At 35.8% G+C, this 18391-nt stretch carries 11 protein-coding genes; 1 reads left to right on the forward strand and 10 read right to left on the reverse strand.

The window, feature by feature from the left end; genetic code table 11:
• Positions 1 to 3887 (reverse strand): Ig-like domain-containing protein (locus ACEN25_RS11160; RefSeq protein ID WP_441802995.1); only part of this gene is annotated, 3887 nt, incomplete at its 3' end.
• A 7-nt stretch (positions 3888 to 3894) separates the two neighbouring features.
• The gene (locus tag ACEN25_RS11165) at positions 3895 to 4419 is read right to left on the reverse strand and encodes a hypothetical protein (protein ID WP_441802996.1); all 525 of its coding nucleotides are present in this window, start codon (positions 4417 to 4419) and stop codon (positions 3895 to 3897) included.
• A 661-nt stretch (positions 4420 to 5080) separates the two neighbouring features.
• On the opposite strand from ACEN25_RS11165, the gene ACEN25_RS11170 reads away from it, so the two are divergent.
• On the forward strand, positions 5081 to 6670 hold the full coding sequence (locus ACEN25_RS11170) for a peptide chain release factor 3 (RefSeq protein WP_441802997.1): 1590 nt from the start codon (positions 5081 to 5083) through the stop codon (positions 6668 to 6670).
• Positions 6671 to 6862: 192 nt separating this feature from the next.
• Here the strand turns inward: ACEN25_RS11170 and ACEN25_RS11175 are convergent, their stop codons facing one another.
• The 8 genes from ACEN25_RS11175 to nusG all read right to left on the reverse strand — a co-directional run bounded on the left by ACEN25_RS11175 (position 6863) and on the right by nusG (position 18384).
• Positions 6863 to 7177: a DUF3467 domain-containing protein gene (locus tag ACEN25_RS11175; RefSeq protein WP_028377800.1), complete on the reverse strand. Its 315-nt coding sequence runs from the start codon at positions 7175 to 7177 to the stop codon at positions 6863 to 6865.
• A gap of 65 nt (positions 7178 to 7242) precedes the next feature.
• Positions 7243 to 11544, reverse strand: coding sequence for a DNA-directed RNA polymerase subunit beta' (gene rpoC, locus ACEN25_RS11180; protein ID WP_441802998.1), 4302 nt, complete (start codon positions 11542 to 11544; stop codon positions 7243 to 7245).
• A gap of 88 nt (positions 11545 to 11632) precedes the next feature.
• The gene (rpoB, locus tag ACEN25_RS11185) at positions 11633 to 15445 is read right to left on the reverse strand and encodes a DNA-directed RNA polymerase subunit beta (RefSeq protein ID WP_028377798.1); all 3813 of its coding nucleotides are present in this window, start codon (positions 15443 to 15445) and stop codon (positions 11633 to 11635) included.
• 188 nt (positions 15446 to 15633) lie between these two features.
• Positions 15634 to 16008 carry a 50S ribosomal protein L7/L12 gene (gene rplL, locus ACEN25_RS11190; RefSeq protein ID WP_441802999.1) on the reverse strand — a complete coding sequence of 125 codons (375 nt, stop codon included), beginning with the start codon at positions 16006 to 16008 and terminating at the stop codon, positions 15634 to 15636.
• A gap of 56 nt (positions 16009 to 16064) precedes the next feature.
• A complete protein-coding gene (gene rplJ, locus ACEN25_RS11195) occupies positions 16065 to 16586 on the reverse strand; it encodes a 50S ribosomal protein L10 (protein WP_028377796.1) in 522 nt (173 codons plus the stop codon).
• A gap of 10 nt (positions 16587 to 16596) precedes the next feature.
• Positions 16597 to 17295, reverse strand: coding sequence for a 50S ribosomal protein L1 (rplA, locus tag ACEN25_RS11200; RefSeq protein ID WP_441803000.1), 699 nt, complete (start codon positions 17293 to 17295; stop codon positions 16597 to 16599).
• 21 nt (positions 17296 to 17316) lie between these two features.
• Entirely contained in the window at positions 17317 to 17754 is a 438-nt protein-coding gene (rplK, locus tag ACEN25_RS11205) for a 50S ribosomal protein L11 (protein ID WP_028377794.1), read from the reverse strand.
• A gap of 69 nt (positions 17755 to 17823) precedes the next feature.
• Positions 17824 to 18384 (reverse strand): transcription termination/antitermination protein NusG, encoded by a 561-nt coding sequence (gene nusG, locus ACEN25_RS11210; protein WP_028377793.1) that lies wholly within the window; start codon positions 18382 to 18384, stop codon positions 17824 to 17826.
• Positions 18385 to 18391 lie beyond the last annotated feature (7 nt).

Here is an 18391-nt window from a genome sequence, read left to right on the forward strand (position 1 = left end):
ACCTCAAATACAGCATCTGCTCCTTCGGTTACCGTTACGTCTTCGATTGTTACTGTTGGACCAGCAGGATCTTCGTTGTCCAGGATGGTTCCGGTAGTTGAAACCGTTAAATTTCTTGTATTATTAGTTTGAACACCTCCTTGAATGTTGAAAACTTCAGAGTTCTCATATATTATATCCTCTAAAGAATTTACAACATAATTAGCTGTCAATTGACCCGCAGGAATTGTAATAATCTGATTAACAGCTGCTGTATAATCTAATCCCGCAGTCGCAGAAACATCAGAAGTATTTACTTGTATCACTACATCTTCTGTAGAAACATCACTTATAGTAAAAACAAATTGAAGAGGCTGTCCTTCAACTACCTGTACAGGCTGAACCGATAAAGTAGGATCTGCAGCAACTAAAATTCTTACAGTTGCCGTTGAACATTCTCTATCAGAAATTGGAGAATCTGCGTCACAAATTTGATATGTAAATAAGTCATTCCCAAAATAATCTGCATTAGGAGTATACGTGAAAAAGTCATCACTTAAATCTCCCGGAGTACCATTATTATTTGGAGTCAATGTTCCATTTGATGGGCCAGAAACTACAGATAAACTGCCAGGTCCATCATTACCAAAATCATCATTTACCAGTACAGTAAGAGGGTTATTTTGAGAATCTTCAGAAACTGTATATTGATCATCTTGAGCCCTTGGTGAATCATCTAAAATTCCTATACGAACAACTGCCGTATCACAATCACCATCTGAATCACAAATCTGATAGGTTAATTGAACAGGTACTAAATTAAGTAATGGAGGATTATAGGTAATAAAATCATCTGTTGGATCATTAGGAGTACCTGAGTTATTAACAACTGCAGAACCTACTGCTGGTTGAGATACAATTGTTATAGTTCCTGTTGATGGACCATCTGGTCCAAAAATATCATTCTCAAGAACTCTAATGTTAACCGGTTGAATAGGTCTTAAAGGACTTGCCTGAGCCGCATCATCTTGAGCCAAAGGTCTTCCATCGTCAACAAAATTGTTCTGACAAGTTGACATTAAATTTACAACTCTAGTAATTTTATTAAAATCAGGCCCACCATCAGCATCACTAATACTTACATAATTTTCAAGATCTGTTTCAGTAATCGTATATGTTACATCTACTAATGCTGAAGGTATTGAAGTTTGATATCTGTAATTACCATTTATATCAGTACTCAAGGTAGCAGAACTTCCATCTGTACCTGTAATATTTACTTTTACACCTCTCAAAGGATCTCCACCTTCATCAGAAACATTACCACAGATAACAGGAGCTGTTACTATAGTAGATTGCGGTTTTGCATAATTAGCATTTTTAAGAGCTAGTGAATAATATCTGTCGCTATTACCGTTTTCTTTACCTATTGTATAATTAAGTTTTGATTTGCCCTCCCAATAATTACTAAAGGTATAACGAGCATCTGAAGAAATATCCCCTCCAGGTGCAGTAGTAGGATTAATAGCTGTACCGCGTACAGAACCTATTTTTCTTTGAATAGAAATCTGAGTATCTGCCGATTGGTAATACGCATCAGGTAAACTTAACTCTGCATACTCACGGGTTCTCTGACTATCACCATCAATATCAAATGGGGTTCCAAAAAATGAAATAACAACCTCATTTCCATAATTCCCTCCACCAGTTACAAATGTGATTTCAAACTCAACACTTTGATCACCATTTGTAGAACTCTTAATTTGTGGCTGAAAGTTTGCAGGCACACCTTGTCCAGCTACATCTATATTTAATAAAGAAGCACCGTTATTAAATTTAACGATTTTTACAAGTGCATCTATAGGAGAAGGACTATCTGTAAATACATTTGAGAACCTATAAACAGCACCCGGCTGAAGATTATTTCCTAAAAATAAAGTAGGATTTACAAAATTGGAATTTTGATAAAATGGAGCACAATCACAATTACGCTGACCCGGGGGAGTAACGATTACATTAGATACTGTAACGTCAACAGTAGCTGTACTCGTATCACCATTTGCATCTTTTATTGTATATGTAAAAGAATCTGAACCCACATATCCTAAAGCTGGTGTATATAAAATAGTATCATCGGTAGGATCATTAGGTGTACCATTAGTATCTACAACCGCTGTACCATTTGAAGGATTGCTAGCAACCACAATAGCCTGAGAAGCAGGACCATCACCACCAAAATTATCATTGATAACAACGTCAATATTTAAAGGACTATCAACTTGCGTACTTGCACTATCATTTACCGCAGTTGGCTTGCACGCCCCACTCGCAATAAAAGTAATACGTGATGGTTGTAAGTTTCCTACAGGACACGCACCTGATAATGCTGAAGATGAAAGTGTTGTTTTTTGAGTGGTATTTTTTACGCCTCTATAGCTAGCATTTAATTGTAGATTAAATTGAGTTCCGGCTAAAGAACAATCTGAAGATGCTTTTAGATCAAAACCAACAGAAAGAACAGCATCACCCACTTCAACTATATTATCTGCAAATTGAAAAGTTAGCTTTCTTGTTCCTGCTGCATAATTAACAGTTACGCCAGCCGGAAGAAGACTTGCATTAGGAACATAATTTACAGAGGAAGGTACTAAATATGAAATTGACAAATTTTTCATATCGTCATTACCGAAGTTCTTCACTTGAAAAGTTGCACGAACGGTCTCATCTATAATTAATTCACTTTGAGCTCCTAAATTTGTGGTTAATAATAAAGGAGAAAGTTCTGGCTCATACACTTCAACAGCGAGACCCACCATATATAAACTGTAAGTCTCCTGAGTAGAAGTCAACCTTAAAATCGTACTTGTCTGATCATTACCTAATAGACTATTATTAGGATTATTAAGCGTAAAAACACCTGCATCAAAACCTAATGTATTTGTACTTGCAGGAACTCTATTGGTCACATCCTGACCATATCTGGTAATTCTACTATTAAAAAAGTTATCTGCAGGTCTTAGTGCTGTACTTATATCTGTATAAGAGTTAGAAGCATTTCTAATTTGCAATCTATCTCCAGTTAAATCACGATCACCTTCTAAAGCTCCAAATACAACATCAGCATTTACCGCCCCAACAGGAATTGTTCTAAAACCGTCAACACGTACATCGTAATTATTCTCTCCATTATTACGAGTAACATTAGCAAAACCATCAAATATGGTCACATTTCTTGCAGGAAGATTTGTGTTCTCATAAACAACAACAATCTGCCATCCGGCAGATGCTCCAATAATATCACCACCATTAGCTCCTTGATGACCTATGATCGTTCCGGTTTTTGCTTCGACGTTTGCCACAGTATAACTACCAGTATAATCGCCAATGCCTTGAACCAGTGATGTAATATCTTTTACACACGCATAAGGATCATTAGCAAAATGCTCAGTACGACCTCTATACAAAACTTCATCAGCCGTTACCGTCGTATATGCAGTTTGTCTTGGTAACTTTAATTTTACCTGATTGAAATTCCAATTAGGTTGATTATCTGAAGAATTTCTATCTCCAGGCTCCTTATCTCCTGCCGTCCAATACAGATAAACCTTACGTATAGACACACAAGAACCAGTACCCACAGAATTTAGAGACGCACTACTAGAATTAAAAGTAGTCGCATCTGAATCTATATCTACATAAACATTATCTTGAAAGTTATGATTGCCATCTTCACCTGTATAAGCTGAAGTAGCAGTTCTAGACATGTTATTATTGGCAATGGTAGTAAAATTACCACGCAATGTTTCAGAATAACGCACATCAAATGAGTTCTTAAGCTGAGCCTGCCCAGTAAAAATCCCACCAACAATAAGAAACCCTAAAAGGGAGAGAGTAATTTTTATTTTCATAAGGTTTTTATTTGAAGTTTGATGCGTTCGTATTAAGTTGTTTTATAATCACTGATGCCGCATCGGCGTTTGAACCTTGGGGTGTAGCAATAACTTCTACACAACTCCAAGAGCTACCTTGTATATTATCCTTCTTGATAGTTCTTAAAATAAACTCAGCATCTGAACCCGCAGCGATATCAATTTTAGATATAGCAACTCCTTCTAATGACAATAATTCAAATTCAACACTTGAACTTGGGAGACTATCTTCATTACACGTTATAGATTTTGCAGACAAACTTAAATTTTCAACTTTCGAAGTAGAATTTTTTAGTTTCACAAAATAATCTATCTTTTTTGCAGTTATACCTATACCCTCTTGACGAGTATATTCAATCGTTAATAAATTAGAAGACTGTCCCGGTCCCTCAGATAAGGCATTCTGAGAATAAAAAATGCTGCTAAACATCATAAATGTGGCAACCAGAATTAATCGGGGAAGATTTGTTAACACAAACAGGTTATCAAAAACTGAAGTTTTAGTACTCATAGCAGGTTAAATTGTAGATATACGTAAAAAATTACATTAGCGTTTTAGAACTATTGTAAATAATATTATTTTTTATTTTGAGATATTATCAGAACCTACTTCAAAGAAGAACCCAATAATACTTTAACAATATAGTAAGCCCCATTCTAAAAATACTTAGAATTAGGGTAAAGAACGCATTAAGTTGGGTGGCACAAATATATTAATCGATTAAGTGAATTTATCTATAGCTACACAATATTAGTTGTAATACACGATAGTCGGAAAATCGACACATTAACGTTATTTTTAGTAAGAATTTATACTTAAATATCCTACATTTTCCGTGTTTTTCCTCTCAAATTCTCATCAATACAAGCCTCCTAACTTACTTAATTACATGAAATTAGACCTTAAATATGATTTTTAAGGGTTCAAAATTCTCATTAATCAGAAAATAATAATTTTGCTAATTGCAGCTGGTTATTTATACAATTAACCACCCATCAAAATTTCAGTATGGTTTTAGATTATATCTAAAATTCGTAAGTCTAAATATTATCAACTAAAAGAATATATGTCCTTTTTATAAAATTCTAATCATAAAAGGTTGAGAGTGATTTAAATGATTTTCAAACTAAATGCTTAACAAATCTTATATTTGCGGTCTTAAATTTTATAAATGAACGTTAAAAAAGAAATAGCACGTAGGCGTACTTTCGGCATAATCTCGCATCCTGATGCCGGTAAAACTACTCTTACTGAAAAACTCTTATTATTTGGTGGAGCTATTCAAGAAGCAGGTGCCGTTAAATCAAATAAAATAAAAAAAGGCGCTACTAGTGACTTTATGGAAATTGAACGCCAAAGAGGTATATCTGTAGCCACATCTGTGCTTGCATTTGAATATAATGGCATTAAAATTAACATACTAGACACCCCAGGACATAAGGACTTTGCTGAAGATACGTTTAGAACCTTAACGGCGGTAGATAGCGTTATTGTGGTAATTGATGTTGCAAAAGGTGTAGAAGAACAAACAGAAAAACTTGTTCAGGTATGTAGAATGCGAAAAATACCGATGATCGTATTTATTAACAAATTAGATCGAGAAGGTAAAGATGCATTTGAACTCTTAGATGAAATAGAACAAAAGCTTTCACTTACCGTGACACCACTAAGTTTCCCTATCGGTATGGGTTATGATTTTAAGGGAATTTACAATATTTGGGAGAAAAATATTAATCTCTTTAGTGGTGATAGTCGTAAGAATATAGAAGAAACTATCAATATAAAAGATATACAAACAGAAGAATTAGATAATTTAATAGGTGAAAAACCTGCTAAAACTTTAAGAGAAGAGTTAGAATTAGTTGAAGGCGTCTACCCTTCATTTAATCAGGAAGCTTATCTCGCAGCAGAACAACAACCCGTATTCTTTGGCTCTGCATTAAATAATTTTGGTGTTAGAGAGCTATTAGATTGTTTTGTAACCATAGCACCTACTCCAAGACCAAAACAAAGTGAAGAAAGAATTGTTAAACCAGATGAAAAGGAATTTACGGGATTCGTATTCAAAATTCACGCGAATATGGATCCTAAACATAGAGATCGTCTTGCTTTCGTGAAGATTGTTTCTGGAGTTTTTGAACGAAATACCCCTTATTTGCATGTACGAAATGGCAAAAAAATAAAATTTTCGAGCCCAAATGCTTTTTTTGCTGAAAAGAAAGAAATAGTTGACGTTTCCTATCCTGGTGATATCGTAGGTCTTCATGATACCGGTAATTTTAAAATAGGAGATACTTTAACGGAAGGCGAAGAAATTCATTACAAAGGTATCCCGGCCTTCTCTCCTGAACACTTTAGATATATAAATAATGCAGACCCTATGAAGTCTAAACAGCTGGAAAAAGGTATAGACCAGCTAATGGATGAAGGTGTTGCACAGTTATTTACCCTCGAATTAAACGGTCGAAAAGTCATAGGCACAGTTGGTGCTCTGCAATACGAGGTAATTCAATACCGATTAGAGCATGAATACGGTGCTAAATGCACTTACGAGCCCCTAAGTGTTCATAAAGCTTGCTGGGTTGAACCTAAAGATTCTAAAAGTGAAGAGTTTAAAGAGTTTATTAGAGTAAAACAACGATTTATGGCAAAGGATAAAAGAGGACATCTCGTATTTTTAGCAGACTCTCCTTTTACCCTACAAATGACGCAACAAAAATATCCTAACGTCAAACTACATTTTGTTTCAGAATACAAATAATCAATTTAATGACTCCTGTGCGTTTATAATTCCGCAGACTAATATAAACCTGTAGTTTTTAAAATAATCTCTAAAACAAGCGCTAAAAGACTTAAATTTTTTATATAAATAAGATAATCTTATTGCTAGAAACAAATTGATTGGTTAATCTTATATTAAAAAAAGCCTAAACAAATGTTTAGGCTTTTTTTATTAAGCTTGACCGGTTGGACCAAAATTAAGAGGCACGGGTTGTTTTTCATAATCTTTTATTTCTCCGTGTGCTTTTTCGAAACGCTTTACATTTTCTTGTAAAGCCTTAGCTAAACGTTTAGCGTGTTGTGGTGTTAAGATAATTCGTGATTTTACTTTACTCTTAGGAGTACCGGGCATAATATTTATAAAATCTACTACAAATTCAGAAACCGAGTGATTTATTATTGCCAGATTAGAATATTGTCCCTGAGCAATCGTTTCATCAAGTTCAATATTTAATTGAGGGTTTTGAGCATTTTCATCTTCTGCCATTTTAAAATAGTTTAAATAAAAAAAGCAGCTCCATTTCTGAAGCTGCTTTTATATATACAGTTAAATTAATTAAAATTTACTTCTTCCCGAGCTGCATTAAGCTCTTCAAGTTCTTGTTTACTTCCTACGATAATTTTATCGTATCTACGTAAACCAGTACCTGCAGGAATTCTATGTCCAACAATTACATTCTCTTTAAGACCTTCTAAATCATCAATCTTACCACTTACTGCTGCTTCGTTAAGAACCTTAGTCGTTTCCTGGAACGATGCTGCAGATATAAATGATTTTGTCTGAAGTGAAGCTCTAGTAATACCCTGAAGCACTGGAGTTGCAGTTGCTGCAACTACGTCACGTGCGGTAGCTAAAGCTTTGTCTTCTCTTCTTAAGATTGAGTTTTCATCACGTAAATCACGTGGTGAAATTATTTGTCCTGGTTTAAGAGTTGCAGAATCACCAGCCTCTTCAATAACTTTCATTCCAAAAATTGAATCGTTTTCTGTAACGAAATCATCTTTATGAACTAATTGATTTTCTAAGAAGATAGTATCTCCTGGATCTTGAATTCTAACTTTACGCATCATTTGACGTACTACTACTTCAAAATGCTTATCGTTAATTTTCACACCCTGTAAACGGTATACTTCCTGAACCTCATTTACCAAATACTGCTGAACAGCAGATGGTCCTTTGATTGCAAGAATATCCTCCGGAGTAACAGAACCATCAGATAATGGCATACCTGCTCTCACAAAGTCATTTTCTTGAACAAGGATCTGATTAGATAACTTAACAAGGTATTTTTTAACTTCACCAAGTTTAGATTCTACAATAATCTCACGGTTACCTCTTTTAATCTTACCAAAGGAAACAACACCATCAATCTCACTTACAACAGCAGGATTAGAAGGATTACGAGCTTCGAATAATTCAGTAACTCTAGGAAGACCCCCTGTAATATCACCTGCTTTTGCAGATTTACGAGGTATCTTAACTAAGATTTTACCTATTTTAATTTTATCGTCATCGTCAACCATTAAGTGAGCTCCTACGGGTAGGTTGTAAGAACGAATAATTTCGTCTTTTTTACCTATAATATGTAAAGTAGGAATCATTCGTTTATTACGAGATTCTGAAATTACCTTTTCCTGGAAACCAGTTTGCTCATCTGTTTCTACCTGATACGTAAGACCTTGCTCAATATTTTCATATTTAATCTTACCAGCAAATTCAGAAATAATAACACCGTTATATGGATCCCAACTACAAATGACATCACCTTTCGTTACAAGATCACCGTCTTTTGCAGATAGCTGCGAACCATAAGGAATGTTATTCGTACTTAATAAAATACCTGTTTTATTGTCAAATATTTTAGCTTCTGAGGTACGTGATATTACGATTTGTGAAATTGATCCATCTGGAGCTTCACCTTCTACAGTTTTGAGATCTTCTATTTCTAAACGACCGCTAAATTTAACAACAACTTTATTTTCTTCTGAAATGTTACCCGCAATACCTCCCACGTGGAAAGTTCTAAGTGTAAGCTGTGTTCCAGGCTCTCCAATAGACTGAGCAGCAACAACACCTACAGCCTCACCCATTTGAACCATTTTATTAGTTGCAAGGTTACGACCGTAGCATTTAGAACAAATACCTTTAGAAGCTTCACAAGTCAATGGAGAACGTACCTCTACAGACTCAATAGGAGCTTTAGTGATTTCTGCAGCTAACTCTTCAGTTATTTCTGCTCCAGCTTTAACAATAACCTCACTATCTAATGGATTAATTACATCATTTAATGCAATTCGACCTATTATACGCGCTTCTAAAGTTTCAACAATCTCTTCATTTTTCTTTAAAGCAGAAACTTCAACACCTCTTAAAGTATCACAATCTTCACTATTGATTATAACATCTTGTGAAACATCAACCAGACGACGTGTTAAGTAACCCGCATCTGCAGTTTTAAGAGCCGTATCTGCAAGACCTTTACGAGCACCGTGAGTAGAGATAAAGTATTCAAGAATTGAAAGACCTTCTTTAAAGTTAGAAAGAATAGGGTTTTCAATAATTGCACCACCTCCATCATTAGATTTTTTAGGTTTAGCCATAAGACCACGCATACCCGTTAACTGGCGAATCTGTTCTTTAGAACCCCTTGCACCAGAATCAAGCATCATATATACAGAGTTGAATCCTTGCTGATCTTCGCGAATACGCTTCATAGCAAGCTCTGTTAATGAAGCATTTGTGGATGTCCAAACATCAATAACCTGATTGTAACGTTCAGAATTTGTGATAAGACCCATATTATAGCTAGACATAATACCATCTACCTGTGTATTAGCCTCATCAATCATTTCATACTTTTCTTTAGGTATAATAATATCCCCAAGTGAGAAAGAAAGACCACCTCTAAATGCAAATGTATACCCTAACGTTTTAATACTATCTAAAAATTCTGCGGTACGCGGAACGTTAGTTAATTTTAAAATACGTGCAATAACATCTCTAAGTGACTTTTTAGTCAATACTTCATTGATGTAACCTGCTTCTTCTGGTACACTTTCATTAAATAACACACGACCCACAGTACTATCGATAATTTGAGAAACTAATTTACCTTCCTCATTAAAATCTTTAGTACGTATTTTAATCATAGCGTTAATATTAACACGCTTCTGATTGTGAGCAATTACAACTTCTTCTGGGCTATAAAACGTAATTCCTTCACCTAATATAGGATGCTCAGGAGTACTCTTACGCGCCTTAGTCATATAATAAAGACCAAGAACCATATCCTGAGACGGTACCGTAATTGGAGCACCGTTTGCAGGGTTTAAAATGTTGTTTGAAGCAAGCATTAACATTTGAGCCTCTAGAATTGCTTCTGGCCCTAATGGTAAATGCACTGCCATTTGATCTCCATCAAAATCTGCGTTAAATGCTGTACAAACTAACGGATGTAATTGTATCGCCTTACCTTCAATAAGTTTTGGCTGAAATGCCTGTATACCTAAACGGTGAAGTGTAGGAGCACGGTTTAGCAATACTGGATGTCCTTTAAGTACATTTTCCAGGATATCCCAAACTACTGGCTCTTTCTTATCTATAATTTTTTTAGCAGACTTTACAGTCTTTACAATACCACGCTCAATTAGTTTTCTAATTACGAAAGGCTTGTAAAGTTCGGCAGCCATATCTTTGGGAAGACCGCACTCATAAAGTTTTAATTCTGGCCCAACAACAATTACAGAACGTGCAGAATAATCAACACGTTTACCAAGTAAGTTTTGACGGAAACGACCTTGCTTTCCTTTCAATGAATCTGAAAGTGATTTTAACGGTCTGTTAGAATCTGTTTTAACTGCAGATGATTTACGTGTGTTATCAAATAAAGAGTCAACAGCTTCCTGAAGCATACGTTTCTCATTACGTAAAATAACTTCCGGAGCTTTAATTTCCATCAAACGCTTTAAACGGTTGTTACGAATTATAACACGACGGTATAAATCATTTAAATCTGAAGTTGCAAAACGACCACCATCAAGAGGTACTAATGGACGTAATTCTGGTGGAATTACAGGAATCACTTTCATAATCATCCATTCTGGAAGATTCTCGCGATTTTTATTAGCATCTCGTAAAGACTCAACTACCTGAAGTCGTTTTAATGCTTCGGTTTTACGTTGTTTTGAAGTCTCATTGTTAGCCTTATGACGTAAATCATAAGATAGCTCATCAAGATTTATTCTCTTTAAAAGCTCAATTAGACATTCTGCACCCATTTTAGCGATAAACTTATTAGGATCGCTATCATCTAGATACATATTTTCTTGAGGAATAGATTCAAGAACATTTAAATATTCCTCTTCAGTAAGGAAATCCATTTTCTTTAAATCTTCACCTTCTTCACTCTTAGCTATACCTGGCTGTATTACTACATAGCGCTCATAGTAGATAATCATATCTAATTTCTTAGACGGAAGACCTAATATATACCCTATTTTATTTGGCAAACTTCTAAAGTACCAGATGTGTGCAACAGGCACAACAAGGTTGATGTGACCTACACGATCTCTACGTACTTTCTTTTCTGTAACTTCAACACCACAACGGTCACATACAATACCCTTGTAACGTATACGTTTGTACTTTCCACAAGCACACTCATAATCCTTAACAGGACCAAAGATACGCTCACAGAACAAACCGTCACGTTCTGGTTTGTGTGTACGGTAATTTATAGTTTCTGGTTTTAACACCTCTCCGCGCGATTCAGCCAAAATTGCTTCAGGAGACGCAAGACCAATAGAGATTTTATTAAACCTCTTCACTGCATTCTTATCATTATCTCTTGCCATAATACCTTATGTCGAAAATTATTCTTTTTAATATCCTTTGATATTCATAATAAGTTCCGCTTCCTAAGAAGCGGAACTCTTAAAATATCTAATCTTCTAGACGTATGTCTAGTCCAAGACCTTTAAGCTCGTGCATTAACACGTTAAACGATTCTGGTAATCCCGGTTCTGGCATAGGCTCTCCTTTAACAATACTTTCGTATGTTTTAGCTCTTCCTATTACATCATCAGATTTTACGGTTAGAATCTCACGTAAAGTTGCTGAAGCTCCATAAGCCTCAAGCGCCCAAACTTCCATCTCCCCAAAACGCTGACCACCAAATTGTGCTTTACCACCTAACGGTTGTTGCGTAATTAATGAATATGGTCCTATTGAACGAGCGTGCATCTTATCATCAACCATGTGTCCCAGTTTAAGCATGTAAATCACACCTACTGTTGCAGCTTGATCAAAACGCTCTCCTGTACCACCATCATATAAGTATGTATGACCAAAACGTGGTATACCAGCTTCATCTGTAAGTTCATTAATCTGATCTAAAGTAGCACCATCAAATATTGGAGTTGCATACTTACGACCTAATTTTTGACCTGCCCAACCAAGAACAGTTTCATAAATCTGACCAATGTTCATACGAGAAGGTACACCTAGTGGGTTCAATACAATATCTACTGGTGTTCCATCTTCTAAGAAAGGCATATCTTCTTCCCGTACTATACGTGCAACAATACCTTTGTTACCGTGACGACCCGCCATTTTATCACCTACTTTTAACTTACGTTTTTTGGCGACGTACACTTTAGCAAGTTTTATAATTCCTGCAGGTAACTCATCACCTACTGAAATTGTAAATTTCTCACGACGTAAATTTCCTTGAAGATCATTTTCTTTGATACGGTAGTTGTGTAACAAGTCTGCGATCATAACGTTAGTTGTATCGTCAGTTGTCCAGGTACCTTGATTTAAATGCGTATAGTCTTCAACAGAATTAAGCATTTTTAAAGTGAATTTCTTTCCTTTTGGAAGAATCTCTTCACCTAAATCATTCTTAACGCCCTGAGCTGTTTTTCCATTAACTAAATGGAATAACTTATCAACTAATACAGCTTTAAGATCATCAAATTTTTGATCGTACTCAGCCTCTAGAGCAGAAATATCTTCTTTATCTTTTGCTCTCTTACGCTTATCTTTTATTGCACGTGCAAAAAGTTTCTTTTGAATAACAACCCCTCTTAAAGAAGGAGAAGCTTTTAAAGAAGCATCTTTAACATCACCTGCTTTATCACCAAATATTGCACGAAGAAGTTTTTCTTCTGGAGTTGGGTCAGATTCTCCTTTAGGAGTAATCTTACCTATTAAAATATCTCCTGGCTTCACTTCTGCACCTATACGTATCATTCCGTTTTCATCGAGGTCTTTTGTAGCCTCTTCAGAAACGTTAGGAATATCATTAGTTAATTCTTCATTACCTAATTTAGTATCACGTACATCAAGTGAATACTCATCAACGTGAATTGATGTAAATATATCTTCACGTACTACTTTTTCAGAAATTACGATTGCATCCTCAAAGTTATACCCTTTCCAAGGCATAAAGGCTACTTTCATGTTACGACCTAAAGCTAGTTCCCCAGCTTCGGTAGCATATCCCTGACAAAGAACCTGACCTTTTTTAACACGATCGCCTCTACTTACGATAGGCTTTAGGTTAATAGAAGTACTCTGGTTTGTCTTACGGAATTTTATTAATTGATATGTTTTGCTATCACCTTCAAAACTAACCATACGCTCTTCTTCGGTACGATCATATTTGATAGTAATTTCGTTTGCATCTACATATTCTACCTCACCATCACCTTCTGCATTTATCAATACACGTGAATCAGAAGCTACCTGACGCTCAAGACCCGTTCCTACAATCGGAGAATCTACTCGTAAAAGTGGTACTGCCTGACGCATCATGTTTGATCCCATCAACGCACGGTTTGCATCATCATGTTCCAGGAATGGAATTAAAGATGCTGAAATAGAAGCAATCTGGTTAGGAGATACATCGGCATAATGAACTGTATTAGGTTCAACAACTGGGAAGTCACCCTCCATACGAGCAATAACTTTCTCTTCAGTGATTGACCCATCATCAGTCATTGGGTTGTTTGCCTGCGCAATCAACATACCTTCTTCTTCCTCTGCACTTAAATATCTCGGCTCAGTTTCTAAATCAATTTTTCCATTAGTAACTGTACGATAAGGAGTTTCAATGAATCCCATATTGTTAACCTTAGCATAGACAGCTAAAGAAGAGATCAAACCAATGTTTGGACCTTCAGGAGTTTCAATAGGACAAAGACGACCATAATGCGTATAATGTACATCTCGCACCTCAAAACCTGCACGCTCACGAGAAAGACCACCGGGTCCTAATGCCGAAAGACGACGCTTGTGCGTAATCTCTGCAAGAGGATTGGTTTGATCCATAAATTGAGATAACTGGTTTGTACCGAAAAAAGAATTGATTACAGACGAAAGGGTTTTCGCATTAATCAAATCAATAGGAGTAAAAACCTCATTATCACGTACATTCATTCGCTCACGAATTGTACGAGCCATACGTGCTAAACCAACACCAAATTGAGTTGATAATTGCTCACCTACAGTACGTACACGACGGTTAGAAAGGTGATCAATATCATCAATTTCTGCTTTAGAGTTGATAAGCTCAATCAAATACTTAACTATAGTAATAATATCTTGTTTGGTAAGCACTTGCTTATCCATCCCTATATCAAGACCTAGTTTCTTATTCATTCTATAACGACCTACCTCACCTAAATTGTAACGTTGATCACTAAAGAATAACTTGTCTATAATACCACGAGCTGTTTCCTCATCTGGTGGCTCAGCATTACGCAGTTGACGATATATATGCTCTACTGCCTCTTTTTCTGAGTTAGTAGGATCTTTTTGTAAAGTATTATGAATAATCGCATAGTCACCTAGTTGATTATCTTCTTTATGAAGAAGAATAGTTTTAGCTCCAGCATCTAAAATCTCATCTACATGTTCTTTTTCAAGAATTGTATCACGATCTAAAACAATTTCATTTCGCTCTATAGATACCACTTCACCAGTATCTTCATCAACGAAATCTTCATGCCAGGTATTAAGAACACGTGCAGCAAGTTTGCGACCTAAGTATTTCTTAAGACCGGTTTTTGAAACTTTAACCTCTTCTGCAAGGTCAAATATTTCAAGAATATCTTTATCACGTTCAAATCCAATTGCACGGAAAAGTGTTGTAACAGGTAATTTTTTCTTACGATCAATGTAAGCATACATTACACTATTAATGTCTGTAGCAAATTCAATCCAAGAACCCTTAAAAGGAATTACTCGAGCTGAATAAAGCTTGGTACCATTAGCATGAAAAGACTGGCCAAAGAAAACACCAGGTGAACGGTGTAATTGAGAAACCACCACACGCTCAGCCCCATTGATACAAAAAGTACCACTTGGCGTCATGTATGGTATAGTACCCAGATATACATCCTGTACTATAGTTTCAAAATCTTCGTGCTCATCATCAGTACAGTATAATTTTAAACGGGCTTTTAAAGGAACGCTATACGTTAAGCCTCGTTCGATACATTCTTGAATAGAGTATCTAGGCGGATCTACAAAGTAATCCAAAAATTCTAGTACAAAGTTATTACGGGTATCCGTAATTGGGAAATTCTCTAGAAATGTGTTGTAAAGTCCTTCATTTCCTCTTTCTTCAGACTTGGTCTCTAATTGAAAGAAATCTTGGAAGGATTTAATCTGGATATCCAAAAAGTCAGGATACTCAGGTCTGTTCTTTACCGATGAGAAATTCAGTCTTTCAGCTTGTTTTGCTTGCATCTTCAACGAACGGAATTTAATTAAAATAAATTAAAGATCTGTAAAATCAGATCTATTGATCTCTTAACATAAGAAATCTAAGGCAATAATAGTCGTAAATAATAGGAAAACCTTATATACGACAAATGGTTTAGGTCTATTTCGACAAATCGAAAAGACCTAAACCCTTGTAATTATAAATGCTAAGCTTACTTAAGCTCAACTTCAGCACCAGCTTCTTCTAACTGAGCTTTAATAGCTTCAGCTTCATCTTTAGCGATACCTTCTTTTATTGGACTAGGAGCATTGTCAACTAATTCTTTTGCTTCTTTAAGACCAGCACCAGTTAATTCTTTAACTAATTTTACTACTGCAAGTTTAGAACCACCAGCTGCCTTAAGAATTACATTAAATTCTGTTTGCTCTTCAGCTGCATCCTCACCACCACCAGCAGGACCAGCCATAGCTACAGCTGCTGCTGCAGGCTCGATACCATACTCGTCTTTTAAAATAGTAGCTAACTCATTTACTTCTTTTACAGTTAAGTTAACTAGTTGTTCTGCGAAATCTTTTAAATCTGCCATTTCTATCGTTTTAAAAAAAAATTATTCTATTATTATTATTTGTGCGTACGTGTTTATTAACCTTCCTTTTCAGAAAGAGTTTTAAGAAGTCCTGCGATTGTTTGACCTCCTGACTTAAGAGCGCCAATAACATTCTTAGCAGGTGATTGAAGAAGACCTATAATCTCTCCTACAAGCTCTTCCTTAGATTTGATATCAACTAGAGCATCTAATTGATCATCACCTATGTAAATCGCTTCTTCTATAAATGCTCCTTTAAGTAAAGGTTTTTTAGATTTCTTACGAAATTCTTTAATAACCTTTGCTGGTGCATTTCCTGTTTCAGCAAGCATTATAGATGTATTACCTTTTAAGATAGAAGGTAATTCACCAAAATCCTTATCTGAACTTTCCATTGCCTTTGCAAGCAATGTATTTTTAACCACGGCTAGCTTAACGTTTGCTTTAAAGCAAGCTCTTCTTAATCTAGAAGTACTTTCTGCATTTAAGCCAGAAATATCTGCTAAATATATGTGAGCACTATCAGCTAACTGCGCAGTCAAATCTTCTATTACTTGTGATTTTTCTTCTCTTGTCATAATTTAACTTTTACTGCTCAGCAAAACGTTTTGAATCTACCTGAACGCTAGGACTCATAGTACTAGACATAAAGATGCTTTTAATATAAACACCTTTTGCTGCAGTAGGTTTCAATTTTACTAATGTGGTTATCAATTCTCTTGCATTTTCAGCTATTTTTTCAGCATCAAAGGATGCTTTACCTATAGCAGCGTGTACAATACCAGTCTTATCAACCTTAAAATCTATTTTACCAGCTTTCACATCAGATACAGCTTTTGCTACATCCATAGTTACAGTACCAGTTTTTGGGTTAGGCATTAAACCACGAGGACCTAATACACGTCCTAATGGACCTAATTTACCCATAACACTTGGCATAGTGATGATAACATCAACATCTGTCCAACCGTTTTTAATTTTCTCAAGATATTCATCAAGACCTACAAAGTCAGCTCCAGCTTCTTTAGCTTCTGCTTCTTTATCTGGAGTTACCAGAGCAAGAACCTTTACATCTTTACCAGTTCCATGAGGAAGTGTTACCACACCACGAACCATTTGGTTCGCTTTACGTGGATCTACGTTAAGACGTACAGCCAAATCAACAGAAGGATCAAAATTAACTTTGCTTACTTCTTTTATTAAAGCAGACGCTTCAGCTAATGTATACGTAGAACTACTATCTACTTTAGCGCGAGCCTCTTTTTGCTTTTTTGTTACTTTTGCCATTTTAAATTGCTTTTTTGGATGTTAAAAAGGAGCTTGTCCTTTTACAGTTATTCCCATAGACCTTGCAGTACCTGCTACCATCTTCATTGCGCTTTCAATTGTAAAAGCGTTTAAATCTGGCATCTTGTCTTCTGAGATAGCCTTAATTTGATCCCATGTAACGCTAGCAACTTTTTTACGGTTAGGCTCACCAGAACCTCCTTTGATCTTAGCTGCTTCCATTAATTGGATGGCAGCTGGTGGAGTTTTTACCACAAAGTCAAAAGACTTATCACCGTAAACAGTGATAGCTACAGGCAATATTTTACCGGCCTTATCTTGCGTTCTTGCATTAAACTGCTTACAGAACTCCATGATGTTAACTCCGGCAGCACCTAAAGCTGGTCCAACAGGTGGGGAAGGGTTTGCGGCACCTCCCTTAACTTGCAACTTAACAACCTTACTTATTTCTTTTGCCATTTTTAAAAATTTAGTTTGATACGTTCTTTAGTGGAAGCAGTAGAACAATATCTAATATATGTGTAACACTTATACTTTCTCAACTTGCATGTAACTCAATTCTAATGGTGTTTTTCTTCCGAAAATCTTAACCATAACTTCAAGCTTACGTTTTTCTTCATTCACTTTCTCAACAGTACCATTGAAGCCGTTAAAAGGACCATCAATTACCTTTACCGTTTCTCCTATTACAAAAGGAATAGCTACACTGTCAGATTTAACAGATAACTCATCTACTTTACCTAGCATTCTATTAACCTCAGAAATTCTAAGTGGCACAGGATCTCCTCCTTTAGTCTCACCCAGAAAGCCGATAACTCCATTTATAGATTTTATCATGTGAGTCACCTCACCACCAAGATTTGCGTGAATCATTATGTAACCAGGAAAATAAACACGCTCTTTATTAATTTTCTTTCCGTTACGAATTTGAATTACTTTCTCTGTAGGAACGAGTACTTGCTCAATGTAATCTTCAAGGTTGAATCTAGAAATTTCCTGTTCTATATAACCCTTTACTTTATTTTCTTGACCACTTACGGCCCTTACCACGTACCAGTCTTTATCTTTGGTATTGTTTGCTATAGCCATTGTGATT

The sequence above is a fragment of the Leeuwenhoekiella sp. W20_SRS_FM14 genome (genome assembly GCF_052119605.1).
Classification (GTDB): domain Bacteria; phylum Bacteroidota; class Bacteroidia; order Flavobacteriales; family Flavobacteriaceae; genus Leeuwenhoekiella.

Coding starts and splice junctions, on each gene's coding strand:
- ACEN25_RS11165 (WP_441802996.1), bottom strand. CDS start 4,419: ATGAGTACTAAAACTTCAGTTTTTGATAACCTGTTTGTGTTAACAAAT.
- ACEN25_RS11170 (WP_441802997.1), top strand. CDS start 5,081: ATGAACGTTAAAAAAGAAATAGCACGTAGGCGTACTTTCGGCATAATC.
- ACEN25_RS11175 (WP_028377800.1), bottom strand. CDS start 7,177: ATGGCAGAAGATGAAAATGCTCAAAACCCTCAATTAAATATTGAACTT.
- rpoC (WP_441802998.1), bottom strand. CDS start 11,544: ATGGCAAGAGATAATGATAAGAATGCAGTGAAGAGGTTTAATAAAATC.
- rpoB (WP_028377798.1), bottom strand. CDS start 15,445: ATGCAAGCAAAACAAGCTGAAAGACTGAATTTCTCATCGGTAAAGAAC.
- rplL (WP_441802999.1), bottom strand. CDS start 16,008: ATGGCAGATTTAAAAGATTTCGCAGAACAACTAGTTAACTTAACTGTA.
- rplJ (WP_028377796.1), bottom strand. CDS start 16,586: ATGACAAGAGAAGAAAAATCACAAGTAATAGAAGATTTGACTGCGCAG.
- rplA (WP_441803000.1), bottom strand. CDS start 17,295: ATGGCAAAAGTAACAAAAAAGCAAAAAGAGGCTCGCGCTAAAGTAGAT.
- rplK (WP_028377794.1), bottom strand. CDS start 17,754: ATGGCAAAAGAAATAAGTAAGGTTGTTAAGTTGCAAGTTAAGGGAGGT.
- nusG (WP_028377793.1), bottom strand. CDS start 18,384: ATGGCTATAGCAAACAATACCAAAGATAAAGACTGGTACGTGGTAAGG.